This is a genomic window from Micromonospora sp. NPDC050397, from assembly GCF_044901685.1.
Classification (GTDB): Bacteria; Actinomycetota; Actinomycetes; order Mycobacteriales; family Micromonosporaceae; genus Micromonospora_G.
In genome coordinates, this window is record NZ_JBJDPS010000005.1 from 255575 (window position 1) to 281072 (window position 25498).

General features: G+C 69.9%; 22 protein-coding genes and 1 tRNA gene. 15 read left to right on the forward strand and 8 right to left on the reverse strand.

Annotated elements, in window-relative coordinates; translation table 11 throughout:
• Nucleotides 1-187: 187 nt before the first annotated feature.
• From ACI2K4_RS20000 to ACI2K4_RS20010, 3 genes are all read right to left on the reverse strand, one after another.
• The gene (locus ACI2K4_RS20000) at nt 188-994 is read right to left on the reverse strand and encodes a WecB/TagA/CpsF family glycosyltransferase (RefSeq protein ID WP_404513197.1); all 807 of its coding nucleotides are present in this window, start codon (nt 992-994) and stop codon (nt 188-190) included.
• Between the two features lie 75 nt (nt 995-1069).
• Complete coding sequence (locus ACI2K4_RS20005) at nt 1070-2185, reverse strand: NAD-dependent epimerase/dehydratase family protein (RefSeq protein WP_404513198.1); 1116 nt, start codon at nt 2183-2185, stop codon at nt 1070-1072.
• 80 nt (nt 2186-2265) lie between these two features.
• A tRNA-Leu gene (locus ACI2K4_RS20010) sits at nt 2266-2351 on the reverse strand.
• 244 nt (nt 2352-2595) lie between these two features.
• Between ACI2K4_RS20010 and ACI2K4_RS20015 the strand changes: the two genes are divergently transcribed.
• From ACI2K4_RS20015 to pknB, 7 genes are all read left to right on the forward strand, one after another.
• Nucleotides 2596-3402 (forward strand): FhaA domain-containing protein, encoded by an 807-nt coding sequence (locus tag ACI2K4_RS20015; protein ID WP_404513199.1) that lies wholly within the window; start codon nt 2596-2598, stop codon nt 3400-3402.
• 4 nt (nt 3403-3406) lie between these two features.
• Nucleotides 3407-3889, forward strand: coding sequence for an FHA domain-containing protein (locus tag ACI2K4_RS20020; RefSeq protein ID WP_404513200.1), 483 nt, complete (start codon nt 3407-3409; stop codon nt 3887-3889).
• The gene (locus ACI2K4_RS20025; protein WP_404513201.1) at nt 3886-5367 is read left to right on the forward strand and encodes a PP2C family protein-serine/threonine phosphatase; all 1482 of its coding nucleotides are present in this window, start codon (nt 3886-3888) and stop codon (nt 5365-5367) included. Before ACI2K4_RS20020 ends, ACI2K4_RS20025 begins: the two co-directional genes overlap by 4 nt.
• A 79-nt stretch (nt 5368-5446) precedes the next feature.
• Nucleotides 5447-6895 (forward strand): FtsW/RodA/SpoVE family cell cycle protein, encoded by a 1449-nt coding sequence (locus tag ACI2K4_RS20030; protein WP_404513202.1) that lies wholly within the window; start codon nt 5447-5449, stop codon nt 6893-6895.
• Nucleotides 6892-8394 (forward strand): peptidoglycan D,D-transpeptidase FtsI family protein, encoded by a 1503-nt coding sequence (locus ACI2K4_RS20035; RefSeq protein WP_404513203.1) that lies wholly within the window; start codon nt 6892-6894, stop codon nt 8392-8394. The genes ACI2K4_RS20030 and ACI2K4_RS20035 overlap by 4 nt, the downstream gene beginning before the upstream one ends.
• On the forward strand, nt 8395-9828 hold the full coding sequence (locus ACI2K4_RS20040) for a serine/threonine-protein kinase (RefSeq protein ID WP_404513204.1): 1434 nt from the start codon (nt 8395-8397) through the stop codon (nt 9826-9828). It abuts the gene before it with no gap.
• A complete protein-coding gene (gene pknB / locus ACI2K4_RS20045; protein ID WP_404513205.1) occupies nt 9825-11657 on the forward strand; it encodes a Stk1 family PASTA domain-containing Ser/Thr kinase in 1833 nt (610 codons plus the stop codon). Before ACI2K4_RS20040 ends, pknB begins: the two co-directional genes overlap by 4 nt.
• Nucleotides 11658-11706: 49 nt before the next feature.
• Here pknB and ACI2K4_RS20050 read toward each other — a convergent pair whose 3' ends face one another.
• Genes ACI2K4_RS20050 through ACI2K4_RS20065 form a run of 4 tightly spaced genes read right to left on the reverse strand, consistent with a single transcriptional unit; the run spans nt 11707 to nt 15357 of the window.
• Complete coding sequence (locus ACI2K4_RS20050) at nt 11707-12357, reverse strand: aminodeoxychorismate/anthranilate synthase component II (protein WP_404513206.1); 651 nt, start codon at nt 12355-12357, stop codon at nt 11707-11709.
• A gap of 4 nt (nt 12358-12361) precedes the next feature.
• Nucleotides 12362-12655 (reverse strand): hypothetical protein, encoded by a 294-nt coding sequence (locus ACI2K4_RS20055; RefSeq protein WP_404513207.1) that lies wholly within the window; start codon nt 12653-12655, stop codon nt 12362-12364.
• A 3-nt stretch (nt 12656-12658) separates the two neighbouring features.
• Nucleotides 12659-14554 (reverse strand): class E sortase, encoded by a 1896-nt coding sequence (locus ACI2K4_RS20060; RefSeq protein ID WP_404513208.1) that lies wholly within the window; start codon nt 14552-14554, stop codon nt 12659-12661.
• A complete protein-coding gene (locus ACI2K4_RS20065) occupies nt 14551-15357 on the reverse strand; it encodes a DUF881 domain-containing protein (RefSeq protein WP_404513209.1) in 807 nt (268 codons plus the stop codon). Before ACI2K4_RS20065 ends, ACI2K4_RS20060 begins: the two co-directional genes overlap by 4 nt.
• A 219-nt stretch (nt 15358-15576) precedes the next feature.
• Between ACI2K4_RS20065 and ACI2K4_RS20070 the strand changes: the two genes are divergently transcribed.
• From ACI2K4_RS20070 to ACI2K4_RS20100, 7 genes are all read left to right on the forward strand, one after another.
• Nucleotides 15577-15840 (forward strand): cell division protein CrgA, encoded by a 264-nt coding sequence (locus ACI2K4_RS20070; RefSeq protein ID WP_404513210.1) that lies wholly within the window; start codon nt 15577-15579, stop codon nt 15838-15840.
• A gap of 303 nt (nt 15841-16143) precedes the next feature.
• Nucleotides 16144-18336, forward strand: a complete 2193-nt coding sequence (locus ACI2K4_RS20075; RefSeq protein WP_404513211.1) for a (Fe-S)-binding protein — start codon at nt 16144-16146, stop codon at nt 18334-18336.
• An 11-nt stretch (nt 18337-18347) separates the two neighbouring features.
• Complete coding sequence (locus tag ACI2K4_RS20080) at nt 18348-19514, forward strand: sensor histidine kinase (protein WP_404513212.1); 1167 nt, start codon at nt 18348-18350, stop codon at nt 19512-19514.
• On the forward strand, nt 19505-20149 hold the full coding sequence (locus tag ACI2K4_RS20085; protein WP_404513213.1) for a response regulator: 645 nt from the start codon (nt 19505-19507) through the stop codon (nt 20147-20149). The genes ACI2K4_RS20080 and ACI2K4_RS20085 overlap by 10 nt, the downstream gene beginning before the upstream one ends.
• Before the next feature lie 144 nt (nt 20150-20293).
• Nucleotides 20294-21607 carry a hemolysin family protein gene (locus ACI2K4_RS20090; RefSeq protein WP_404513409.1) on the forward strand — a complete coding sequence of 438 codons (1314 nt, stop codon included), beginning with the start codon at nt 20294-20296 and terminating at the stop codon, nt 21605-21607.
• Nucleotides 21604-22647 carry a hemolysin family protein gene (locus ACI2K4_RS20095; protein ID WP_404513214.1) on the forward strand — a complete coding sequence of 348 codons (1044 nt, stop codon included), beginning with the start codon at nt 21604-21606 and terminating at the stop codon, nt 22645-22647. The genes ACI2K4_RS20090 and ACI2K4_RS20095 overlap by 4 nt, the downstream gene beginning before the upstream one ends.
• Nucleotides 22648-22781: 134 nt before the next feature.
• Entirely contained in the window at nt 22782-23810 is a 1029-nt protein-coding gene (locus ACI2K4_RS20100) for an NlpC/P60 family protein (protein WP_404513215.1), read from the forward strand.
• A 298-nt stretch (nt 23811-24108) separates the two neighbouring features.
• Here the strand turns inward: ACI2K4_RS20100 and dcd are convergent, their stop codons facing one another.
• Entirely contained in the window at nt 24109-24687 is a 579-nt protein-coding gene (gene dcd, locus ACI2K4_RS20105; RefSeq protein WP_404513216.1) for a dCTP deaminase, read from the reverse strand.
• A 156-nt stretch (nt 24688-24843) separates the two neighbouring features.
• Here dcd and ACI2K4_RS20110 point away from each other — a divergent pair, with 156 nt between their 5' ends.
• Nucleotides 24844-25485, forward strand: coding sequence for a pyridoxamine 5'-phosphate oxidase family protein (locus tag ACI2K4_RS20110; RefSeq protein WP_404513217.1), 642 nt, complete (start codon nt 24844-24846; stop codon nt 25483-25485).
• The last annotated feature ends 13 nt before the right edge of the window (nt 25486-25498 follow it).

A 25498-nucleotide genomic window follows, 5' to 3' on the forward strand; every position in this document is an offset into this window, starting at 1 on the left:
CCGCCCAGCATAGGAAAGCGCTTGCCCAAGAGCCAGGGGTGAACTCGGGCGCGACCGAGACGATGAGCGAGAGGGCTGGTAGGGGCGCTGCCGACAAAGCCGACGCCCCGGCGCTCGGGTCGACTCCGGCGCCCGACGGGCACCGCGAATCGACCGAGCGCCGGGGCGTCGGTCGAGGTCGGTTGACTCAGACCGAGAAGGTCGGCGGCGGCTCCGTTGCCGGTGGCGGCGGTGTCGCCTTCCAGAGCTTTGTCCGCTGGGCCGTCAGTCGGGCCAGGTAGGCGGGATTCAGCACCAGGTAGCGCTGCCAGAGGCGTTTCGGCTCCAGGCCGAGTCGCCACAGCCACTCCAGCCCGGCCCGCTGCATCCACGGGGGCGGCTTGCGCAGCAGCCCGGCGTGGTAGTCGAACGCGGCGCCGACGGCGAGCAGCGGCATGTCCAGCAGCGGGCGCATCGCGTACGCGAAGACCTCCTGCCGGGGACAACCGAGACCGACCAGCACCACCCGGGCACCGGAGTTGCGGATCCGGTCCGCGATCTCGTGCTCCTCGCCGGGCTGCACCTGGCGGAACTTGGACGGCTCCACCCCGGCGAACTTCAGTGCGGGGAAGAGCCGTTCCAGCGCCGGCACCAGCCGGGCCAGGGTCTCCTCGGTCGAGCCGTACAGGTAGACCGGCAGACCCTCGTCGGCGGCCCGGGCGAGGACGTGCAGCGTGAGGGTCGGACCGTAGACCCGGTCGGTCAGCCCGGCCCGGTGCAGCAGGTTGAGTGCCCAGCGCACCGGCTGGCCGTCCGGCGTGACCACGTCGAACGAGTTGAGTCGACGGTTGTGCGGCGGGTCGAGCACGCCGGTCATCACACCGTGTACGGCCAGCGCGGTGAGCGCGAAGGGCCGGCGTTCCCGGGCGGCCGTGACCACCTGGTCCGCGGCGGCGTCGTAGTCGATCACGTCCACGAGTACGCCCAGGACGTTGCGCTTACCTTGGAAGATCATCGCGGTTCCTCGCTGCGCCGCGTGGCGCTGTGAACCCCGTGAGTGAGCTGACAGGTTCGGCCCGACAGCCGGCGATCATGACTGCGGTATCCACTTGTCCACGTTGGCCTCGTAGATCTCCCGGAGGATCATCGGCACGTCGTAGATCTGCTTCCAGTCGGGGTAGTGGGCCTGGAAGGACGCGTTGGACCCGATCCACCACTGGTGATCGCCGACCCGGTTCGCCTCGCGGTACTCGGTGATCATCTCTTCGCCCGAGATCTGCTCGGCCAGCGCGAACGCCTCCAGGTGGGAGCAGTTCGAGTGCCGCCCCCCGCCGAGGTTGTAGACCGCAGCCGAGCGCGGATTGCGGTAGAACGCCTCGAACGCGTTGACCACGTCGTGGCTGTGGATCGCGTCACGCACCATCTTGCCTTTGTACCCGAAAATCTTGTACGTCCGGCGTTCCATGTTGCAGCGCATCACGTACGCGAGGAATCCGTGCAGTTCGGTGGCGGAGTGCGCCGGCCCGGTCAGCGTGCCACCTCGGAAGCAGGCGGTACGCATGTCGAAGTAGCGGCCGTACTCCTGCACCATCACGTCGGCGGCGACCTTGGAGGCGCCGAAGACGGAGTGCAGGGTGCCGTCGATCGACATGTCCTCCTTGATCCCGTCCGCGTACGGGTGCGCCGGGTCGATCTCCCAGCGGGTCGCCTGCTCGGTGAGGGGCAGGCTGTTCGGCCGGTCGCCGTAGACCTTGTTCGTCGAGCAGTGGATGAACGGCGCCTCGGGGCAGTGCTCCCGCACGTTCTGCAGCATGTTGAGCGTGCCACCGGCGTTGACGTCGAAGTCGGTGAACGGATCCCGGACCGCCCAGTCGTGGGACGGCTGCGCGGCCGTGTGGATCACCACCGAGATCTCCCGGCCGTAGCGGCGGAAGATCTCCGCCAGCCCGTCCCGGTCGCGGATGTCGGTGTCCCGATGGGTGTACGACCCGCCGAGCTCGCTGGTCAGGCGGAGCACGTTCCAAGCGGTGGAGGCCTCGGCGCCGAAGAACTGGCGGCGCATGTCGTTGTCGATGCCCACCACGTCGAGACCGAGACCGGCGAAGTGCCGGACCGCCTCGGAGCCGATCAGACCGCCTGATCCGGTCACCAACGCGACACTCACACGACACTCCAGAATCTTCGGCAGCGGAAACCATCGGAGCATAACTCGGTGCCGTCCAAGTCCGGGCATTCGCGCCCAGAGACGGACGAAGGGCCTCGCGATAACGCGAGGCCCTTCGTAGTTGGTGGGGAAGGGGGGAGTTGAACCCCCACGCCCTTTCGGGCACACGGACCTGAACCGTGCGCGTCTGCCATTCCGCCACTCCCCCAAACGCGACGCCGAGGCAGATTAGCACCGCCCCCACCGTCGTGCGTGGGCCCTACCAACTTCAGGTTATCCCGGCCAGGTCTTCGACCGACGCCGGGACATACTACGCTGTTCGTACTGCGACCGTTGGCGTTACCGCTCGCGGCGCATGGAACACTAGCACGAGGACTCCGACCCTCAGGTGCGGGTCGGCAGCGGACGGCCGAGCGGCGTGCAAGCCACGTGTGCGGCGGCCGGATACCATCATGTCCTCGGGACCCGAGGAGGAGCCGGTGAGCGTGCTGCAACGCTTCGAGAAGCGTCTGGAAGGCCTGGTAGAAGGGGCCTTCGCCAAGGTGTTCAAGGGGGTCGTCCACCCTGTGGAGATCCTCAACGCGATGCAGCGGGAGGCGGAGGCGCACAAGGCGATCCTGGCTGGTGGGCGCACTCTTGTGCCCAACCGCTACGTGATCGATCTCTCGCCCTACGACCACAGCCGGCTCGCGCCGTACGCTGCCGCGCTGGCCCAGGAGCTGGCCCAGTCGCAGGCCGAGTTCATCGGCGAACAGGCGTGGACGGTCTACGGCGACGTCATCGTCGAGATCGAGCGCGGCGACGGCCTCGACACCGGCATGTTCCGGGTCACCGCCGAGGTCTACACCGGCGGCGACGTCGCCCCGGTGCAGCAGCAGCAGGGCTACGACCAGCCCGGCCCCGGTGGCGGCTACTCGCCGTACGACCAGCAGCAGGGTGGCGGCTACGGCCCGCCGCCCGGCCACGGCGGCGGTGGGCGCAACGTCCGGCTGGTCTCCGGCGACGGGCGTAGCTACCCGTTGCAGATGGGCTCGACCGTGATCGGCCGGGGCGACCAGGCCAACCTGCGCCTGCCCGACGTCGGCATCTCCCGGCGGCACGCTCGGCTCGACTTCGACGGTGCCCAGGTTGTCCTCACGGATCTGGGATCCACCAACGGGACGATGGTCAACGGCCAGCGGGTCTCCGCAGTGGCGCTCAACCCCGGCGACATGGTGCAACTCGGGACGACCACGCTGACGTTCCGAGTGGACGGCTAAAGACTTGGCGCCCTTCGTCATCACCGTCGCCCGGTTCGGGTTCATCGTCCTGCTCTGGATCTTCGTCTTCACCGTGGTGGGGGTCATCCGCCGAGACCTCTTCGCCGGTGCCCGGTCCAGTCGCCTGGTCGCCGCGCCACGTGGTGTCGGCGCGGTGACGGCCCAGGGCAAGCCGGCGAAGGTGAAGCGCGGCCGGGCAGCCCATCAGCTCGTCGTCACCGCCGGCCAGTTGGCCGGCACCAGGATCACCCTTGGCGAGGGGCAGATCACCATCGGTCGTGCTGAGGACTCCACGTTGGTGATTACCGACGATTACGCCTCGGCCCGACACGCCCGGCTGGTGCCCCGTTCCGGTCAGTGGTTCGTCGAGGATCTCGGCTCGACTAACGGCACATACCTCGATCGCGCTAAGGTCACCGGACCAACCCCCGTCCCCCTCGGCGTGCCGATCCGGATCGGCCGCACTTCTCTCGAGTTACGGCCATGACTCTGACCCTGCGCTATGCGGCCCACAGCGACCGCGGTCTGATCCGAGACGGAAACCAGGACTCCGTCTACGCCGGTCCGCGGCTACTCGCCGTGGCGGACGGCATGGGCGGCATGGCCGCCGGTGACGTCGCCAGCAACATTGTCATCGGTGCGATGGCGCCGCTCGACGAGGACGTCCCCGGTGACGCCCTGGTCGACGCGTTGCGTTCTGCCGTCGACACCGCCAACCAACAACTGCGCGACACGGTGGACGCCAACCCTCACCTGGAGGGAATGGGCACCACCCTGACCGCGACGCTCTTCTCCGGCAGCAAGATCGGCATGGTGCACATCGGTGACTCCCGTGCCTACCTGCTCCGCGACGGGGAGTTCGCCCAGATCACCAAGGACGACACCTACGTCCAGATGCTCGTCGACGAGGGCCGGATCACCCTGGAGGAGGCGAGCAGTCACCCGCAGCGGTCGCTGCTCACCCGGGCGCTCGACGGACGCGACATCGACCCGGAGTACTCGGTCCGGCAGGTGCTTCCCGGTGACCGCTACCTGATCTGCAGCGACGGTCTCTCCGGCGTGGTGAGCGCCGAGACGATCGGGCAGACCCTGCGGGAGTACACCGACCCGCAGCAGTGTGTCGAGCGGCTGGTCCAGCTCGCCCTCCGTGGCGGCGGTCCGGACAACATCACCGTGGTCATCGCCGACGCCACCGACCAGGACATCCTCGAGGCCACGCCGATCGTCGGCGGTGCCGCCGCCCGTGACCGGGGCATGGCGACCTCGGCGGACGACTCGACCCCGGCGGCTCGTGCCTCCGCGCTGAGCCCGCCCCGTCCGGCTACTCCCGAACCGGCGGCCAGCCCGTCGGGCGGCGAGGACGACCCGGAGCGGCCCCGGCGCCGACCACTGCGTACGGCGGTGCAGTTGATCGCCCTGGCCGGCATCCTCGGTGCGGGTCTGTGGGGCGGCTGGAGCTACAGCCAGCGGCAGTACTACGTGGGTGCCACCGATTCGGGGCAACTCGCCGTCTTCCGGGGTGTTCCCGGCCAGATCGCCGGTCTCAACCTCTCCAGCGTGCACGCGACCAGTCGGGCCGAGCTCAACGACCTGACCAACGCCGCGCAGGAGCAGGTCAAGCAGGGGATCGTAGCCAAGAACGAGCCGGACGCCGAGCGGCTGCTCTCCGAGTTGACCGTCGATGAGCCGGGCAACCCGAATCTGAAGCCGACCTGCCCGCCGAGCCCGACGGCCTCGGCCGACGCCCCTGCGGTTCCGACGCCACCCGCCGCACCGCCGGCCGGCAGCCCGACGCCGAGCGCTCCCGGGTCGCCGAGTGCCGGGGCGCCGAGCGTCACGGCGAGTGCGGTCCAGCCGACCGGCACCGCTGTCGCTCCCAGCGACAGCGGTGGCACCGACGTCCTACCGTCCGACACTCTTCCGCCGGCCACTCCCGATCCGGCGGGATGCCGGTCGCCCGAGTGACCGTGAGATCGAACGATCCGAGGGATCCAAGGTGACTGCCCCAGTCGGACCGCCACCAGCGCCCGCAGTCACGGGTGAGATGCCGCGCGTCCGGGACACCTCGTCCCGGCGCAACGCGGAACTGGCGCTACTCCTGCTGGCGATGGCGCTGGTGCTGGTCTACGCGGCCACGGTCGAGGCGAACATGCTCGACACGGTCACGCTGGACTTCTGGGTGCCGACCGCGTCGCTGACCGTGGTCTTCCTCGCCCTGCACCTGGTGATCCGCTACCTCGCGCCGTACGCCGACCCGGTGTTGGTGCCGGCGGTGGCACTGATCAACGGGCTCGGTGTGGGCTTCCTGCGCCGGCTCGACCTGGCCGAGGTGAAGCCCGAGGAGCGGCCGGACTTCGCGATCTTCGCGGGCACCGGTGGCCGGCAACTGGCCTGGACCCTGGCCGCGGTCATCCTCGCCGCCGGTCTGCTGGTGCTGGTCCGGGACCACCGGGCCATCTCGCGGTACGCGTACACGCTCGGCCTCGCCGGCATCGTGCTGGTGATGCTGCCGGCGGTCCTGCCCAGGAGCATGTCGGAGATCAACGGGGCCAAGCTCTGGATCATGATCGGCGGCTTCTCCATCCAGCCCGGCGAGTTCGCCAAGCTGGCCCTGCTGGTCTTCTTCGCCTACTACCTGGTCCGCAAGCGGGAGGTGCTGTCGCTGGCGAGCCGCCGGTTCCTCGGCATCGACTTCCCGCGCGGCCGGGACCTCGGGCCGGTGATCGGGGTCTGGCTGGTCAGCCTGATGGTCCTGATCTTCGAGAAGGACCTCGGCACCTCGCTGCTCTACTTCGGCATGTTCGTGGTGACGCTCTACATCGCCACCGAGCGGGTGAGCTGGCTGATCATCGGTTTGCTGCTCTTCTTCGGCGGCGCCTTCCTGGCGTACTTCCTGGGTAGTACGGTCGGCGGACCGTTCGCGAACTTCTACCTGCGGGCCGAGATCTGGCTGCACCCGTTCGAGAAGCCGTACGACGACGGTTATCAACTCGTCCAAGGCTTACTCGGGCTCGGTACCGGAGGTCTCTTCGGCGCCGGACCGGGCGGTGGCCAGCCGACCGAGGTGCCCGAGGTGCACAACGACTTCATCTTCGCCGGCATGGGTGAGGAGATCGGCCTCTTCGGGCTGACCGCGCTGCTGGTGGTCTACCTGCTGATCGTCGAGCGGGGTCTGCGCGCCGCACTCGCCGTACGCGACTCGTTCGGCAAGCTGCTCGCCGGTGGTCTTGCCTTCACGCTCGGACTACAGGTCTTCGTGATCGTCGGTGGGATCAGCAAGCTCATCCCGCTGACCGGTCAGACCACGCCGTTCCTCTCCGCCGGTGGCTCGTCACTGATGGCGAACTGGCTGCTGGTGGCGTTGCTGCTGCGGGTCTCCGACGCGGGTCGGCGGCCGGTGGACGGCTCCTCGTCCGCGCGCCCCGGGGGCGGGTCCGGCGGAACACCGCCGGCCCAACTGCACGGCGCGACAACGGAGGTGATCCGACCATGAACGCTCCCCTGCGGCGGGTCGGCATGGTCGTCATGGTCCTGTTCGGCCTGCTCTTCGTGAACCTCAACTGGGTCCAGGGCTACAAGGCCGACGACTACCGCACCAGCGACTACAACGGCCGGGTCCAGGTCGCGCAGTACGACCGCAAGCGTGGCAACATCGAGGCCGGTGGCACCGCTCTGGCCAGCAGCAAGGAGACGAGCGGCAAGCTGAAGTTCCTTCGCTCGTACGTCGACGGCCCGATGTACGCGCACGTGCTCGGCTACCAGCCGGTCAACATCGGACCGACCGGTATCGAGCGGAGCGAGAACGACTTCCTCGCCGGCACCAGCGACCAGCTCTTCGGCGACCGGGTCCGGGACCTCTTCACCGGGGACCAGACGGCCGGTGGCAACGTGCTGCTGACCCTCTCCCGGCGGGCCCAGCAGACCGCGTTCGAAGAGATGACCAAGAACAAGGTCGGTGCCACCAAGGGCGCGGCGATCGCGTTGAACCCGGCGACCGGGGCGGTGCAGGCGCTGGTCTCGATGCCCAGCTTCGACCCGAACGTGCTGGTGAGCCACGACACGGAGGCGGCGTCGAACGCGTACGCCGCACTCAACAACGACCCGAACAAGCCGCTGAACAACCGGGCGCTCTCCGAGCTGGCGCCACCCGGGTCGACCTTCAAGGTGATCGACGCCGCCGCGGCGCTGGAGAACGGTTACACCAAGGACAGCAAGATCCCGGCCGGTCCGAGCTACACCGCGCCGACCTCCGGCACCCCGATCCGCAACGCCGCCCCGAGCATCTGCCCGGAGGCCGAGGTGACGCTGATGGACGCGCTCACCGAGTCGTGCAACACCGGCTTCGCCCAGCTCGCGGTCACGCTCGGCGCGGACAAGATCAAGGAAAAGGCGGCGGCGTTCGGGTTCGGCGACGACGACCTCACCGTCGGTCGGCTCGACGAGAACGGCATCGCCACCGCGGCCAGCCAGACCGGCGAGATCAAGAACCCGGACGGCGGGGACGACCCGGCGGCCCTGGCCCAGTCGGCGATCGGGCAGTTCGACGTCAAGATGAGCCCGCTGGAAGGCGCCATGATCGCCGCGGCCGTGGCGAACAACGGCAGCCAGATGCGTCCGTACCTGGTGCAGCAGTTGCTGGGTCCGGACCGGACCACCGACTACTACACCGCCGACCCGCGCGAACTGCGCCAGTCGGTCAGCGAGCCGGTCGCCGCCACGCTGCGGGAAATGATGATCAGCGTGGTCCAGAACGGCACCGGCAAGGCGGCCCGGATCAGCGGCTACCAGGTGGGCGGCAAGACCGGTACGGCCCAGTCCGACCCGACGGTCAAGGACCACGGCTGGTTCATCGGATTCACGATGAAGGACGGCAAGCCGATCTCCGCCGTCGCGGTGTTCCTGGAGACGGCGGGCAGTGGCGGCAGTTCCGAGGCCGCCCGGATCGCCAAGGAGATCATGCAGGCGGTCATCCAGGATGGGGGAGGCAAGTAGATGCTGAGCCCGGGAGTCCTGCTCGGTAACCGCTACCGGCTCGACGAGCGGATCGCCGGCGGCGGTATGGGCGACGTCTGGCGCGGTACGGACGAGGTGCTCGGCCGTACCGTTGCGGTGAAGATCCTGCTCCCCGCGCTGCTGGACGAGCCGGGTTTCGCCGAGCGTTTCCGGGGCGAGGCACGGACCATGGCGACCATCAACCACCCCGGTGTGGTGGACGTCTACGACTACGGCAGTGACCAGCAGATCGCCTTCCTGGTCATGGAGTACATCGAGGGCGACGCCCTCTCGACGACCCTGGGCCGGGTCGGCCGGCTCACCCCGGCGCGGACCATGGCCTTGGTGGCGCAGGCCGCCGACGCGCTGCACGCGGCGCACGAGAAGGGCATCGTCCACCGCGACGTGAAGCCCGGCAACCTGCTGGTCCGGCCGAACGGCACGCTGGTGCTCACCGACTTCGGTATCGCCCGCTCGGCGATGGTCGGGCAGCTCACCGCCGCCGGGTCGGTTCTCGGCACCGCCTCCTACATCTCTCCCGAGCAGGCCACCGGGGGGACCGCGTCGCCCGCCTCGGACGTGTACGCCCTCGGTGTGGTGGCCTACCAGTGCCTTTCCGGTCGGCGGCCGTTCGAGGGCGAGAACCCGCTCGACATCGCCATGCAGCACGTACGGGACACACCCCGGCCGTTGCCCGCCGACATCCCGCCCGCCGTGCGGGCGATCGTCGAGCGGTCGCTGGCAAAGGACCCGGCAGCCCGGTGGCCGACCGCGGCGGCCCTGGCGGCGGTGGCCCGACAGGCCGCCACCCCGGCGCCACCGATGCGACCGTCGGTGAACCCGGCCTCCGTGCCGCCCGCCCGGCCCGGCGGGCACCCCGCGCAGCCCGGCCCCGGGCAGCCGGGCTGGCCGGGCGGTCACCCCGGCTCGATGCCGCCGGGTTCGCCGGTCACCGGTCCGACTTCGGGGCCGCCCGGTCCGCCCCCGCTCGGTCCCGGCTCCACCCGGGTGGCGCCGGCCGGTGCCGCCCCGATGCCACCGCGCCCGACCGGCTCGCCTGCCACGGCGGCCCAACCGGCGGGTTACCACCGGGGTGCGGCTGCCGTACCGTCGCCCCGGGCGCCGCAGGCACCCGGTTACGTCCACCCTCCGGCGCCGGCCGCGACGGCCCGACCCCAGTCGCCGGCCAACCGGTCGCTGGTGGTCGCGCTCGCGGTGGTGCTGGGGCTCGTGGTGCTGATCTGTTCCGGCGTGATTTCCTATTGGGTGACGAAGAGCAACGCCGCCAGCAATGGCAGCTTGCGGCCCGTTACGTCTAGCTTGCAGAGAGTCAACGAACGCGACGTTTCGCAGTACGCGCCGTACCGTCGGATAGAGCGGGCCGAGTACGGCGCCCGGGTGACCCAGATGAGCGAAGGACGACAGACGCGATGACTGCGCAGGCCCGCCTGCTGGGTGGCAGGTATCAGGTCGGCGAGCTGCTCGGCTATGGCGGCATGGCCGAGGTGCACCGGGGGCGCGACCTCAGGCTCGGCCGAGATGTCGCGATCAAGATGCTTCGTACCGATCTGGCCCGGGATGCGACCTTCCAGATGCGGTTCCGCCGTGAGGCCCAGAACGCGGCATCCCTCAACCACCCGGCCATCGTCGCCGTCTACGACACCGGCGAGGAGATCGCCCCCACCGGCGAGACGTTGCCGTTCATCGTGATGGAGTTCGTGAACGGGCGCACCCTGAAGGAGGTGCTGGCCGCCGAGGGGCGGCTGATGCCGCGGCGCGCCCTGGAGATCTCCGCCGACATCTGCGCCGCGCTGGAGTTCAGCCACCGGCACGGGATCATCCACCGGGACATCAAGCCCGGCAACGTGATGCTGACCCTGAACGGTCAGGTCAAGGTCATGGACTTCGGTATCGCGCGGGCCCTGGCCAGCGGTGCCACCACCATGACACAGACCAGCGCCGTCATCGGTACCGCGCAGTACCTCTCCCCGGAGCAGGCCCGGGGCGAGCCGGTGGACGCCCGCTCGGACGTCTACGCCGCCGGCTGTGTGATCTTCGAGCTGCTCTGCGGCCACCCGCCGTTTGTCGGTGACAGCCCGGTCAGCGTGGCCTACCAGCACGTACGGGAAGATCCGCCGGCACCGAGCGACATCAACCGGGACGTCACGCCGCCGATCGACGCGATCGTGCTCAAGGCGCTCTCGAAGAACCCGCTCAACCGCTACCAGAGTGCTGGCGAGATGCGGGCGGACCTGCTCCGGGCCGCCGCCGGCCGACCGGTCATGGCCACCCCGGTGATGCGTGAGGACGAGACGGCCATGCTGCCGCCGGGCGGTGTGATCCGTCCGGGTGCCGGCGGTCCGCGACCGGCACCGGCCCGGGTCGGCGACGCCCGTCGGCGCCGCGCCTCGGCCTGGGTTCTCGCCACGCTCAGCGGGCTCGGTGTGCTCGCCGTGATCGCGCTGGCCGCCGGTCTGGTGCTTCGGGGCAACGGCAACAACGCGAACTCCGTTCAGGTCCAGGAGGTACGCGGACAGTCGCAGGCCGCCGCGGCTGCGGCCCTCCAGAAACAGGGGCTGCAGGCCACGGTCGGCGAGGCGGTCTTCGACGACAAGTGCGCCAAGGACACCGTGACCGAGCAGTCGCCGGGCCCCGGGGCCACCGTCCCGGCGAACAGCGTGGTCACCATCCGGATCTGCGGCGGACCCGAGTCGGTGAAGGTTCCGGAGAACCTTGTCGGCAGCCCGTACGACAACGTCAAGAAGTCACTCGAAGCGGCGGGCCTGGTCGCCGTACGGAAGAACGTGTCGAGCGACCGGCCGGCTGAAACGGTTCTCGACCTCAACCCGGACCCCGGCACTTCGGTGGCGAAGGGGTCGAAGGTCGAGGTCGAGGTTGCCAGCGGTGACCTCAAGACCGTGCCGAACGTGGTGGGCGACAGCCGGGAGAAGGCCGAGGACGAGCTCGACAATCTCGGCTTCCTGGTCCAGATCGTCGACGGCACGAAGGTCGCCCCCGGCGAAGCCGGCAGGGTGGAGAGGCAGAGCGTCAGGGCGAACGAGAAGCGGAAGGTCGGCACCACGATCACGCTCACGATCACGGTCGCCCGGGACGAGCCGAGCACCAACCCGACGACGGGCGGGCCGCCGACGACCCCGACCCCGACCGGTGGAACGGGTGCCGGCGGCGGTGGCGGTGGCGGTTCGGCCACCCCGGGTTCACCGACGCCGAGTTCCCGGCCGACCCGGACCGGGATCCGCTAGCCCAAAACAGCGCCGCCCGCCCGCCGACCAGCGGGCGGGCGGGGTCCTGTCAGACGGTGACAAACGCCGCGTTGCGGCGTGCATCGACCTCGGCGGCGAGGGCCGGCGCCCGGTCGAGCGCCTCCGGGTGCCCGCAGGCGGCCAGCCAGTTGGCCAGCATCAGGTGCCCGCCCTCGGTCAGCACCGACTCCGGGTGGAACTGCACACCCTCGATCGGCAACGTACGGTGGCGCATCGCCATCACCACGCCGGACTCGGTCGAGCCGGTCACCTCGATCTCCTCCGGCAGCGTCTCGGGCAACACGGCGAGCGAGTGGTAGCGGGTGGCGGTGAACGGGTCGGGCAGCCCGGCGAGGACGCCGACGGACTTGTGCCGTACCAGCGAGGTCTTGCCGTGCAGCAGCTCGGGCGCTCGGGTGACGGTCGCCCCGAACGCGACCCCGATCGCCTGATGGCCCAGGCAGACTCCGAAGATCGGTAGCTGTCCGGCGTACTCCCTGATCACGTCCAGGCAGATGCCGGCCCGTTCCGGGGTGCCCGGTCCGGGTGAGAGCAGCACCCCGGCGACCTCCATCCGGCCGATCTCGGCCAACTCCACCTCGTCGTTGCGACGTACCTCGCAGTCGACGCCGAGCTGGCCGAGGTACTGCACCAGGTTGTAGACGAAGGAGTCGTAGTTGTCGATCACGAGGACGCGCATCGGGTTACCTGTTCGGGCTGGGGGGAGGGGTGTTGTTCTGGTCCGTGTCGTACGGCACCGAGTGGTCGTCTTCCGCCGCCGGGTCGCCGCCGACGCTCGAGTCGTCACCGGAGTCGACGCCGCCGGGTGCGCCGCCGTCCTCCTGGGTGACCTGTACGTCGTCGAACGGCAGCAGCGGCTCGGCCCAGGGAAAGACCACGTACCAGAGCAGGGCCACCGTCGCCGCGACCAGCAGGGTCGAGCCGACGAGCCTTCCGACCAGGCCAAATGGTAGTCGCCGCCAGATCCACGCGTACACGGCTCAGCCCTTCAGCTCTTCCGGCTGCCCGTCCGACTTCGCCTGGGTACGGGCCAACTCCGCATGGATGATCAGGCGTTCGTAGTTGTCGAACTTCGGGTTGCAGGTGGTGAGCGTGAGCATCGCCTTGGTCGCCTTGGCCTTGGGCTTGCCCGGCACGGGCGCCACCACCTCGACCTGGCTGGGCTTGACGATGATGTTCTGGGTGACCTTGTAGACGTACCAGTTGGTCTTCGACTCGGCCACGATCACGTCACCCTCGTGCAACTCGTCGAGCCGCCAGAAGGTGGCCTTGTTGCGGTGGCCGGCGATCGAGAAGTTTCCCACCTGACCGGGCAGGGCGGTCTTCGGGTAGTGGCCGGGCGCGTACCGGATGTCCTTCTGCGTAACGCCCTCCACCACCACCCAGCTCTTGTCGAGCTTCGGGATGTAGATCGAGGCCATCGGCTTCCCGCCGGCCGGAGCCTTCGGCGGAGCGACGACGGTCGGAGCCTGGCTCGGGCCGACGGTCGGATCGGTGGTCGGAATTCCCTCGTCCTCCCACGCCTGTTCCAGCTCCTGGCTCAGGGTGTCCTGGTGGGCGTTGACGATGACCGACTTGCCCCAGATCTCGTAGCCGGCGAAGAGCAGGATCACCAACCCGAAGGTGATCATCAGCTCGCCGCTGAACCGGAGCCCGGTCCGGATCCGGGAGCCGATCGTCGGTCGGGTCAGTTCCGAGTAGACGCTCTTGTAGCCCTCGCCCGTGCGCTGGGGGCGGAGCTTGACCACCCGTTCACCCCGGCGGGTGCGGGCCTGGTTGTCGGACTTCTCCTCGCCGTCCCGCTCCGGGTCGCCGTCGGCCGCCGGGCTGCCGTCGGTCCGGCTCCCCTTGGGTACGGTCGGCAGCATCGCCGTCGCGTGCTGGAAGGGCTGCGTCTTGCGGGGTGTCATGGTGGGCAGTAGCGCGGTGCTGGACGGGTCGTGCACCGGCACCGACGGGATGACCATGGTGGCGTTCTCGGGCGGAGTCGGGACGGATTCCGTCCCCGCCGGCTCGGTGACCCCGGTAGGCGTCGCGGGCGTACCGGAGTGTCCCAGGATGGGCTGGGTACGTTCCGACGCCAGCGTGCCGTACGTGGGGACGCTCCGGTGCCGCTGGGGCGCCTCGGGCGCAGTCCGGGCCACGGTGGGCTTGGCTGGCTCCGGCACGGCCGCCGGAATCGGCTGGGTCTCCTCGGGCGTGGCGGTGGCCGCCGGGACGGCGGTGGGCGCCGGACTCGCGCTCGGGAGGGAGCCGTTGCCGAGCGGGTCACTCCCGTACGACTTTCCGGTGCTGCCGGCGGTGGACGTACCGTTCAACGGGACGCCGGTCGGGCCGACGGTGCCCGGCCAGGGTCCCCTGGCCCGCGCGGCCGCCACGGTCTCCGACGGCGTCGACGGCGGGTAGGCCGCCCGGTAGGCGGAGGGCGATCCGCCGGGCGCCGTGCCGGCGGCGTACGGGTCCGGAGTGGCCGACGGCGGGTACGGCTGCTGGTTTGTCGCCGACCCGGACGGGGTGGCGGTGCGGGAGGCCCGGTAGCCCGTGGCGCCGGTCGCCGACTGCCCAGCGACCGACGGGTGGTCGGGGTAGGGGTTGTCGACGGGTGCTGGGCTCTGCGGCGCCGGGGTGAGCAGGAACTGGAGGCTGGCCCCGGGGCCGGCGGCGGCCGGTGGGTTCACGGCGGCGGGTTGGCCCGGGGTGGCCGACCGGTGTGCGGGGGCCGCCAGCGGATTGGTGGGCGCGCTCGGGTTGTCCGGCCAGGCTGGCGCCGACGGCGCGCTCGTGACCCGTGGGATCACGATGGTCTGGTCGTTGGCGTCCGGTGCGCGATGTCGTCCGTTCCGTTCGTCGTCCCGGTCGCCACTCACGGAACTCACCCCGGCACCTGGGCGTTACGTAGCCCGGTTGACCCCTCGAAGGCAGGCACGGTCACGCTCGACTCCACTGTCTCCTGGTATCCGAGTTGGAAGTGCTCTACGGCGTCCCTGAACAGCCGGACGCCCTCGGAGGCGGCGAGGGCCCGCTGCAACGCGGCGGGGTCACCGATTGCGGTGATCTTGAAGGGCGGGGAATACACCCGCCCGTGTAGTAACAAGGTGTTTCCTACGCAGCGTACCGCGCTGGTGGCGAGCACGCGGACATTCATGATGGACATGCCCTCCGCCCCACCGGCCCAGAGCGCGTTGACCACCGCCTGGACGTCGCCCTGGTGCACCACGAGATCGTCGTTGCTCGCGTCCGCCTGGGAGCCGTCGCCGAGGTTGGGCGCGTCGTTGAGCTCGACCACCAGGCCGGGGCCGGCCAGCGCGGTGAACCCGGCGGCCTGGCGAGCGGCGGCGGCCCGGTCACGTTGGGCGGCGACCGGCGCGTCGGAGCCGGCCAGCGATTCCGTCTCCTTCTCCACCTCCGCCCGCAGGGCGGCAGCCTGCTTCTCGCTGGCGAGCACCTGGTCGCGCCGGTCCTTCATCAACTGGGCCAGCTCGGGACGGCGGTCCTCCCGCAGCGAGGTGCCGTTCGCGGTGGTCGCCGAGGTGGTGAAGAGCAGGCCGGCGGCGAGTGCGATCAACGGCACAGCGGCCGACCAGCCGGACCGTCGGTTCCCCGACCGGCGCGGCAGCAGTGCGACGACCGCCCGGCGGAGCGCCTTGCCCCAGGAAGTCCCACCAGTGGTGTACTCCACCGAACCTGCCCTCCCGATCGTGTCGGTCTCTCGCAGTGTGGGCTCCGTGTCCCACCGGCTAGCCAGATCCGCTCACCGGGTGCAACCGGTTGGCCCCGTTCGTGGCCTGATCGGGTCTTCGCGACTACGCTAGCTGTCGAAGATTATTGGCCATGGACCGTCGCCCCTGCGTCCGGTTGTCAGGCCGGACGAGGATCGCCACCCCTCAGGAGGAGCGCCGTGCCGAAGTCGCAGGTCCGCAAGAAGAAGGTGTACACCCCGCCGACCGACGTCCGGCCCACGGGCACGGCGGCGACGCGCAAGCCTAGCCCGATCTGGTTGCCGATCACCGCGGTCAGCCTGATCGTCTTCGGCATCGCGTGGCTGGTCGTCTACTACCTCTCCGAGACCGCCTACCCGGTCGCCACCTGGGGTTACTGGAACCTTGCGATCGGTTTCGGGGGCATGGTCGGCTCGCTGGCCCTGCTCTCCCGTTGGCGTTGACCGCCCGCCCGGTCCGCCTCTGATCTCGTACGTCGTCCGGCGCCGGCCGGCCCTGTCGGGCCGGTCGGCGCGGTTCGTGCCGGCGCCCGTTCCGTCCCGGGAGGCGCCGGCTCAACGTATCCGCACCTGACCGGCGGGTGATGGTCCGGTCGGCTCGGCCTAGGGTGTCCGTACGGCGGTGCACCTGGTTGCGAGGAATCCCACACGTTACTAGTGGGTAACCTGGCGCGTAGGCTGCAGGCGCGATCGCATCCCCCGCGGTCGACCAGTCGCTCGACACGTCGCAGACCGGGAGGCCAGGGCATGGGCAGCGTCCAGATCGTCAGCACGGCTGTCGCCGCCGCCGTCACCGCCGTGGCGGTGGCACTGGCGGTGCGCGCGGTGCTGCGGATGGTCTCGGTGATCCGGATGGGGCAGCCCGACCCGCACCGTACCGATGATCCGGCCCTGCGGACGCGGACGATGCTGACCGAGACCCTCGGCCACACCCGAATGCTGCGCTGGAGCGTGGTCGGCGCGGCCCACTGGTTCGTGATGGTCGCCTTCGTCGTGCTCTCGCTGCTCGTGCTCGAGGCGTACTTCGAGGTGGTCAGCCCGACCGGCGGCCTGCCGGTGATCGGCGACTGGGTGGTGTACGGGCTGGTCACCGAGATCATCGGAATCCTCGGCACGGCCGGGATCCTGGTGCTGATCGGGATCCGGCTGGCCAACCGGCCGGGCAACCCGAACCGCCGGTCGCGGTTCACCGGGTCGACCATGTGGCAGGGCTACTTCGTCGAGGCCGTGGTGCTGGCGGTGCTCGTCTGCGGCTTCCTGATCCGTGGCTTCAAGGTGGCCACCGACCACTTCGAGTTCCCGGCCTGGGCCACCCCGGTCAGCCACGCGGTCGGCGCCGTACTGCCGGACTGGTCCGCCGGCACCAGCGTCACCGCCCTGGTGAAGATCGCGATCTCGATGACCTGGGTCATCGTCATCGCGCTCAACGTGACCATGGGCGTCGCCTGGCACCGCTTCGCCGCCTTCTTCAACATCTACTTCAAGCGTGAACCCGGCCGGGCCGGCTCCGGGCTCGGCGCGCTCCGGCCGATGATGAGCGCCGGAAAGCCGCTCGACTTCGAGGAGGCGGACCCGGAGAAGGATCAGTTCGGTGTCGCCCAGGTCGAGCAGTTCACCTGGAAGGGCCTGCTGGACTTCACCACCTGTACGGAGTGCGGGCGGTGCCAGTCGCAGTGCCCGGCCTGGAACACCGGCAAGCCGCTCTCGCCGAAACTGCTCGTGCTCAGCCTGCGCGACCACGCGTACGCGAAGGCGCCGTACCTGCTGGCCGGCGGTGGCAAGGACCTGACCGGCGAGGAGAAGGCGACCCAGGCCCAGTTGGCCCACCTCGACGTGCTCTCGCTCGCCGAGGGGAACCGGCCGCTGATCGGCGGGGCCGAGGAGGGCGGGGTGATCGACCCGGACGTGCTCTGGTCCTGCACCACCTGTGGGGCGTGCGTCGAGCAGTGCCCGGTCGACATCGAGCACGTGGACCACATCGTCGACATGCGTCGCTACCAGGTGCTGATCGAGTCGAGCTTCCCGTCCGAGGCCGGCGTGATGCTGCGCAACCTGGAGAACAAGGGCAACCCGTGGGGTGCGCCGCAGAACACCCGGGAGGACTGGACCAAGGGTCTGGACTTCGAGGTGCCCCGGGTCGGCGAGACCGAGGACTTCGAATACCTCTTCTGGGTCGGTTGTGCGGGCGCCTTCGAGGACCGGGCCAAGAAGACCACCCGCGCGGTGGCGACGCTGCTGCACGAGGCCGGGGTGAACTTCGCCATCCTGGGCGAGGGCGAGACCTGCACCGGCGACCCGGCCCGGCGGATCGGCAACGAGTTTGTCTTCCAGATGCTCGCCCAGCAGAACGTGGAGACCCTGAACGAGGCGTTCGGCGACCGGGAACCGACCAAGCGCAAGATCGTCGCGAGCTGCCCGCACTGCTTCAACACCCTCGGCAACGAGTACGGCGAGCTAGGCGGCGAGTTCGAGGTGGTCCACCACACCCAGTTGCTGGCCCACCTGGTCGCCACCGGCAAGCTCACCCCGGTCACCCCGATCGACGGCGGCGTCACCTACCACGACCCGTGTTACCTGGGCCGACACAACCGGGTCTTCACCCCGCCGCGCGAGGTGCTCGGCGCGGCGGCGGCCGACGGGCTGACCGAGATGCCCCGCAACAGCGAACGCTCCTTCTGCTGCGGTGCCGGTGGCGCCCGGATGTGGATGGAGGAGCGGATCGGCAAGCGGATCAACGTGGAGCGGGTCGAGGAGGCGATCTCGACCGGTGCCAAGACGATCGCGGTCGGCTGCCCGTTCTGCACCACGATGATCAGTGACGGGGTGAACGGCAAGGGCGCGGCCGAGCAGGTCGAGGTGATCGACGTGGCCACCGTACTGCTCCGTTCGGTCAAGCCGACCACGCAGGGGCAGCCCGAACCGGCCGGCACGGCGAGCTGAGCCGACGGGCCGTGGGAGTGGGCCCCGGGTTCGTCACCACCGGCGTACGTCTGCTCGGCCGTGCCGTACGACTGGTGGTCGGGGTGCTGCTCGGTACGGTGACCGCGGTGGTCGACCTGACGTACCTGCTCTGGTCCGGGCTGATCCTGGTGCCGGTCTGGCCGCACCCCGGCGCCCGGCGTTCGGCGATCCGGGAGATCCAGTCCGGCGCCCGGCACCTCGCCGAGGTGGAGCGGTGGCGGTTGGCCGCCTTCCTCGGCAGCACCAACGCCGCCGACTACACCGGCCGACGCGCGGTGGAGTATCTCTGCCTGCGCTGGGCGGTAGGTCTGTTCGGCGGCGGGGTACTCCTGATCTTCGCGTACGGTGCGCTGTCCGGCCTGGTCTGGCTCGGCGAGTGGGTCGCGGGCCAGAGCGGTCCGCTGCTCTTCGCAGGGCAACTCCTGCTCGGGCTGATCGGCCTCTTCCTGGTCACGCAGGGCCTGCTCGGGATGGCCGCGCTCGACCGTCGGCTGGGTCGGCACTTCTTCGGGCCGAGCGACCGGGAACTGCTGGAACGGCGGATCACCGAGCTGGCGGTGAGCCGGGCCGGGATCGTCGAGGCGGTCGACGCCGAGCGCCGCCGGATCGAGCGGGACCTGCACGACGGGCTGCAACAACGGTTGGTCGCGCTCGGCATGTTGCTCGGCCGGGCCCGGCGCAGCGCCGACCCGGAACGGGCCGGGGAACTGCTCCGCCAGGCCCACGAGGAGTCCCGGTCGGCCCTGGACGACCTCCGTGACGTCGCCTGGCGGGTCTACCCGACCGCGTTGGACAACCTCGGCCTGGACGAGGCGCTGGCCCGGGTCGCCGACCGGGCCGGGGTGCCGGTCACGGTCAACTACCGGCTGGTCGAGCAGCCGCCGGCCGGCGTCCGGACGGCCGCGTACTTCGTGGTGTCGGAGGCGGTCACGAACGCGGCGAAGCACGCCCGCGCCGGCCGGGTCGTGGTCGACGTCGGGTCGGGGCAGAATGCGGTCGTGGTGTCGATCGAGGATGACGGGATCGGCGGGGCGGATCCGACCGGCAGCGGCCTGGCCGGGTTGGCCCGCCGGGTGGCGGCGTTGGACGGGACCCTCAGGATCGACAGCCCGGCCGGCGGGCCGACGACGATCGTCGCGGAGTTCCCGTGCGGGTGATCCTGGCCGAGGACTCGACCCTGCTGCGGGAGGGCCTGGCCCGACTCCTGGCCGACGAGGGGCACGAGGTGGTGGCCTCGGTGGGGGACGCGGTGGCGTTGGTGGCGGCGGTCGAGGCCGAGCCGCCGGACGTCGTGGTGGCGGACGTACGGATGCCGCCCACGCACACCGACGAGGGGCTGCGCGGGGCGTTGGAGATCCGCCGCCGCTGGCCGGACGTCGGCGTGCTGGTCCTCTCCCAGTACGTGGAGAAGCGGTACGCGGTCGAGCTGCTCGGTGGGCGTACCGAAGGGGTGGGCTACCTGTTGAAGGACCGGGTGGTGGAGGTCGGCGAGTTCCTCGACGCGCTGGCCCGGGTCGGTGCCGGCGGCACCGCCTTCGACCCGGAGGTGGTCCGGCAGTTGCTCGCCCGTACGTCGCACAGCGACTCGTTGGGCCGGCTCACCGAGCGGGAGCGGACGGTGCTCGACCAGATGGCGCAGGGCCGGACCAACGCCACCATCGCCGCGCAGTTGCACGTGTCGCAGAGCGCGGTCGAGAAACACGTCAACGCGATCTTCGACAAGCTGGGGTTGTCGCACACCACCGGCTACAGCCGACGGGTCTTGGCCGTACTGCGCTACCTGGGTAGCTGAGCCCCGTACGGCCCACCCGGTCGTGAATTGGCGGTTGACGAAACAAATCCGTCCGGTGAATCGGTGCTCGTGCCGACGCGCATAGTCGTGGAACAATCGGCGCGAGGTGAGCCGATCATCGAGAGCGCACTGTTGAGCACCCTCCTGCCGCTGGTCGCCTTCGTGCTGCTGACCGCCGGCAACGCCTTTTTCGTGGCAGCGGAGTTCGCCCTCGTGACGGTCGACCGGGCCGAGATCGACCGCCGGGCCGCCGCCGGTGACCGGCGGGCCGGCACCGTCGCCAAGGCGCTGCGGGAACTCTCCTTCCAGCTCTCCGGCGCCCAACTCGGCATCACCATCACCGCGCTGCTGACCGGCTACCTCGCCGAGCCGGCGCTGGCCAGGCTCTTCGGGCCGGTGCTCCGGCCGCTCGCCGGTGAGCACACCGGACTGGTCACCCCGCTGCTGGCGCTGGTGCTGGCCACATTGCTCTCCATGCTCTTCGGCGAACTGGTGCCGAAGAACGCGGCACTGGCCCGGCCGTTGCCGGCCGCGCTCGCCACCGCCGCGCCGATGCGTACGTTCAGCATCGTCTTCAAGTGGCTGATCCGGGCGCTGAACAATTCCGCCAACCGGCTGGTCCGGCGGCTCGGGGTGGAACCGCAGGAGGAACTCGCCAGCGCCCGCTCGGCGGAGGAGCTGGGGCTGCTCGCCGCCATCTCCGCGCGGGCCGGAGCACTGCCACCGGAGACCGCGATGCTGCTGCGCCGGACCATCCGTTTCGGCGACAAACGCGCCGCCGAGGCGATGACGCCCCGGGTCGACGTGGTCGCGCTGCGGGCCGGCGCGACCGTGGCCGAGCTGCTCGCCCTGGCGCAGCGCACCGGGCGGACCCGCTTTCCCGTGTACGAGGAAACGCTCGACCTGGTCACCGGGGTGGCCGGGGTGCCGGACGCGCTCGGCGTACCGCTGGACCGGCGGGGCAGTACGACGGTGGCGGCGGTGGCCCGCGAGCCGGTGTACGTACCGGAGAGCCTCGACCTGGACAACGTGCTCGCCGCCCTGCGTGCCGCCGACGCCGACCTGGCCATCGTGGTCGACGAGTACGGCGGCACCGACGGCGTGGTGACGATGGAGGATCTGGTCGAGGAACTGGTCGGGGAGATTGCCGACGAGTTCGACCCGGCGGTCGCGCCGACCGGTGAGCGGCTCGAACCGACCGTGCCCGGCGGCGAGCCGACGGTTCTGGTCGACGGGGTGCTGCGCGCCGACGAGCTGACCGAGCAGGCCGGTTTCCGGTTGCCGGACGGCCCGTACGAGACACTCGCGGGCTTCCTGCTGGCCCGGCTGGGGCACATACCGGTGGCCGGCGAGACGGTCACCGAGCAGGGGTACGAGTTCACCGTGGTCGAGGTGGACCGGCACCGGATCGAACAGGTCCGGGTACGCCGCCCGGTGCAGCCCGGTGAGCTGCCGTGACCGAGCTGCTGGTCGCCCTCCTGCTGCTGCTCGGCAACGGCTTCTTCGTGGGCAGCGAGTTCGCGTTGATCGCCAGCCGACGTACGGTGATGGAGCCGCTGGCGGCGGCGACCCGGCGGGCCCGGTTCGCGCTCTCCGCGATGAACCAGATCCCGTTGATGATCGCCGGAGCACAGCTCGGCATCACCATCTGCTCACTCGGCCTCGGTGCGATCGCCGAGCCGGCCCTGGCACACCTGCTGGAGCGTCCGTTGCACGCGCTGGCGGTGCCGGACGCGGCGGTGCACCCGCTCGCGTTCGTGTTCGCCCTGGGTGTGGTGGTCTTCCTGCACACCGTGGTCGGCGAGATGGTGCCGAAGAACATCACGCTCGCCGGCCCGGAACGCTCGGCGCTCTGGCTCGGGCCGGCGATGCTCGCCTTCTGCCTGGTGACGAAGCCGTTGCTGCTGGCGATGAAGTGGACGTCCCGACAGGTGCTGCGACTGTGGCGGATCGAGGCGGCGGACGCGGTGAAGACGGTCTTCACCGCCGAGGAGCTGGCCGGGCTGGTGGCGCAGGCGCGTACCGAGGGGTTGCTCGACCCGGTGGAGCACGCCAGGATCACCGGGGCACTGGCGCTGAGCCGGCGGACCGCCGCCGACGCCCTGCGGCCGTGGTCGACGGTCACCACCGTGGCCGAGGACGTCTCCCCGGCGGCCCTGGAGGTGCTGGCGACGACTACCGGTCGGTCGCGGTTTCCGGTGGTGCAGCGGAGCACCCGGCGGGTGCTCGGTTTCGTACACGTCAAGGACGTCCTCGGCTACGCCGGAGCCGCCCGGCGGGCACCGGTCCCGGCCCAGGTACGACGCCCGCTGGCGGTGGTGCCGCCGGACCGTACGCTCGCGGACCTGTTGTTGTCGATGCGTCGCGAACGTCGACATATGGTGCTGGTGAGTGACGGTCGTATGCCGCTCGGTGTACTAACGCTCGACGATGTATTGACTGCGGTCGTTGGTAGGTCGACGGATGCGGTCGTATCGCAACCGAATGCGCAGGTCTGAGTACAGCGAGAAGTATTCGTCCGTCGGCCTTGATTCGCGCCCGAACCTTCCCTAATGTGGGGCACCGACCGCTGTGGGACGTCGGCGCCCAATTCCCCTCGGGCGGCACCCGGTGGTCGGTATCGAAGGAGTCGGTGCCGGTGGCACGCGTGCCCTCCCATCGCCATTCGACCAACCACGAGCATCCGGGCGCCGGCAGACGTCGGCGGGCGTACCAATTGTTGGCCCTCGCCGCGGTGGTCCTGGCCGGATTGCTGCCCCAGGCGGCGGCACAGGCCGCTCCGTCGGTCGAGGAGATCGAGAAGCAGATCGACGCCCAGTGGGTGCAGCTCGAACCGACCATCGAGCAGTACAACAAGGTGCACAGCCAACTGCTGGCGAACCAGAAGAAGTCGGGCGAGCTGCAGACGAAGATCCAGCCGCTGGCGCTGCGGGCCACCATGGCGCTCGACCGGGTCGGTGGCCTCGCCTCGCGCTATTACAAGACCGGCCCGTCGTCGGACCTGAACGCGCTGATCAGCAGCGGCTCGCCGACCCAGCTCGTGGACCAGTTGACCATTCTGGACCACCTGGCCCGGCAGCAGCAGGAGCAGATCGCCGACGTCACGGCCGCCAAGAGCAAGTACGACGAGGAGAAGCGCAAGCTCGACGAGCTGGTCGCCCAGCAGAAGAAGCAGGACACCGAGCTCGCCGCGAAGCAGAAGTCGATCGACGCCGAGATCGACCGGCTGCAGAAGTTGCGCGTCTCCGCGTACGGGACGAGCAGCTCCGGTGGCTCGCTGCGGATCGGGCCGTGCCCGGCGACGTACCCGGGTGGCGCGGCCGGCATCGCGGTCAAGACCGCCTGTGCGCAGATCGGCAAGATGTACGTCTGGGGTGCCGTCGGCCCGAGCAACTTCGACTGTTCCGGGCTCACCCAGTACGCCTGGGGCAAGGCCGGTGTGCGGCTGACCCACTTCACCGGCGCCCAGTGGAACGAGGGCAAGGTGGTGAGCCGGGCCAACGCCCGTCCCGGCGACCTGGTCTTCTTCTACGGTGATCTGCACCACGTCGGTGTGTACGTCGGTAATGGTCTGATGGTGCACGCGCCGCAATCCGGTCAACCGGTGAAAATGACAAAGATTGATGTCATGCCGGTCGCAGGGTTCCGCCGACCCGGCTGAGTCCCCGCAATTGCCCAACCTTGGGTAAGGAAGGGCCCCTTGTTAACGGTCGCGCCGTTAACAAGGGGCCCTTCCTTCGCTAGCGGTGAAACACCGAACGTAATTGCGAGATATACAGAACGGCCCCCCTCCCTACCCTCCCTCCCTCCCTTCCTCCCCTGTCCTAGTCCCGTTCTCGCGATCTAGGGCGAATCCACGTTGTTTGATCTCTGATCAAGGTGGATTCGCCCTAGATCGCGAACGGGAGCGGGAAGGAGAGGGGGGCGGGGAGGGGGAGGGTGGGGAGAGGGGGAGGGGGTTAGCGGGTGGGCCAGGTTTGCCAGCGTTGCCAGGAGCGGCTCGGGGTGGGGCCGCGTTGGCCCTGGTAGCGCGAGCCGTACACGGCTGACCCGTAGGGGTGCTCGGCCGGTGACGAGAGCCGGAAGATGCAGAGCTGGCCGATCTTCATGCCGGGCCAGAGCGTGATCGGCAGGTTGGCCACATTGGAAAGCTCCAGCGTGACGTGGCCGGAGAAGCCGGGGTCGATGAAGCCGGCGGTGGAGTGGGTGAGCAGACCGAGCCGGCCGAGGCTCGACTTTCCCTCCAGTCGCCCGGCGAGCTGGTCGCCCAGGGAGATCACTTCGAGCGTCGAGGCGAGCACGAACTCGCCGGGGTGGAGCACGAAGGGCTCGCCGTCGGGTACGTCCACGACCGAGGTCAGGTCATCCTGTTGACGGGCCGGGTCGATGTGGGTGTAGAGATGGTTGTTGAACACCCGGAAGAGCCGGTCCAGTCGTACGTCGATGCTCGACGGTTGCACGAGTGCCGGCTCGAAGGGTTCGAGCCCCAGGGTGCCCGCCTTGATCTCGGTGACCAGGTCGCGGTCGGAGAGCAGCATTCCGTCACCTTAGCGAGAGGTCCGGGCTGCTCCGGGGCTACCCGTACCGCGAGTGACGTGATCGCGTCCTGGCGATCGGGCGGTCGGAGCATCTGTCGGCGTGGCGAAGGCGTGTCGGACTACCCTTCTCGAACACATGTTCGATAGAATCTCCGCATGGCATCCTGGTCCGAATTCGCCGCCGACGCCCCGCGCCTCGCCGGAGCGATCCGCACCCTCTTGCAGCAGTACGGGCCGGGTCTCGGCTACCTGGCGACCGTCCGCGCCGACGGCGGTCCACGTGTGCACCCGGTGTCGCCGGTGATCACCGACGAGGGGCTGTTCTGCTTCGTCGTCGACTCGCCCAAGCGGCGCGACCTGGAGCGTGACGGTCGTTACGCCCTGCACTCGTTCCCGCCCGAGGAGAGCGACGACGAGGCGTATGTCGCCGGTCGGGCCAAGCCCGTCACCGACCCGGCGACGATCGCCCGGCTCGCCGGCTCGCTCCGTGCCGAGCCCCGTGTGGACTGGCGACTCTTCGAGTTCAGCGTGGAGGCGGCCATGCTCGCCGAGCACGGACAGGCCGGTGCCATCCCGCTCGCGTACGGCGGACGGGGTGAAGACCGACCTGGTGTACAGGTCTGGCTCGACCCGGCGGCCGGCGCCCGGGTGTCCGGTGGCCGACGTGGCCGCAGGCCCCGTCGGCACGTCAACCCTCCGGAGTTGCGATCCGCCGTCACGGCAAACGCGGTGGACCAGCGCTTCGCTCGGGAGCCCAGGGTCGTGGCCACCCCGGACCCGGTGGTCTGGGCCTCCTGAGCGACTGAAAAGT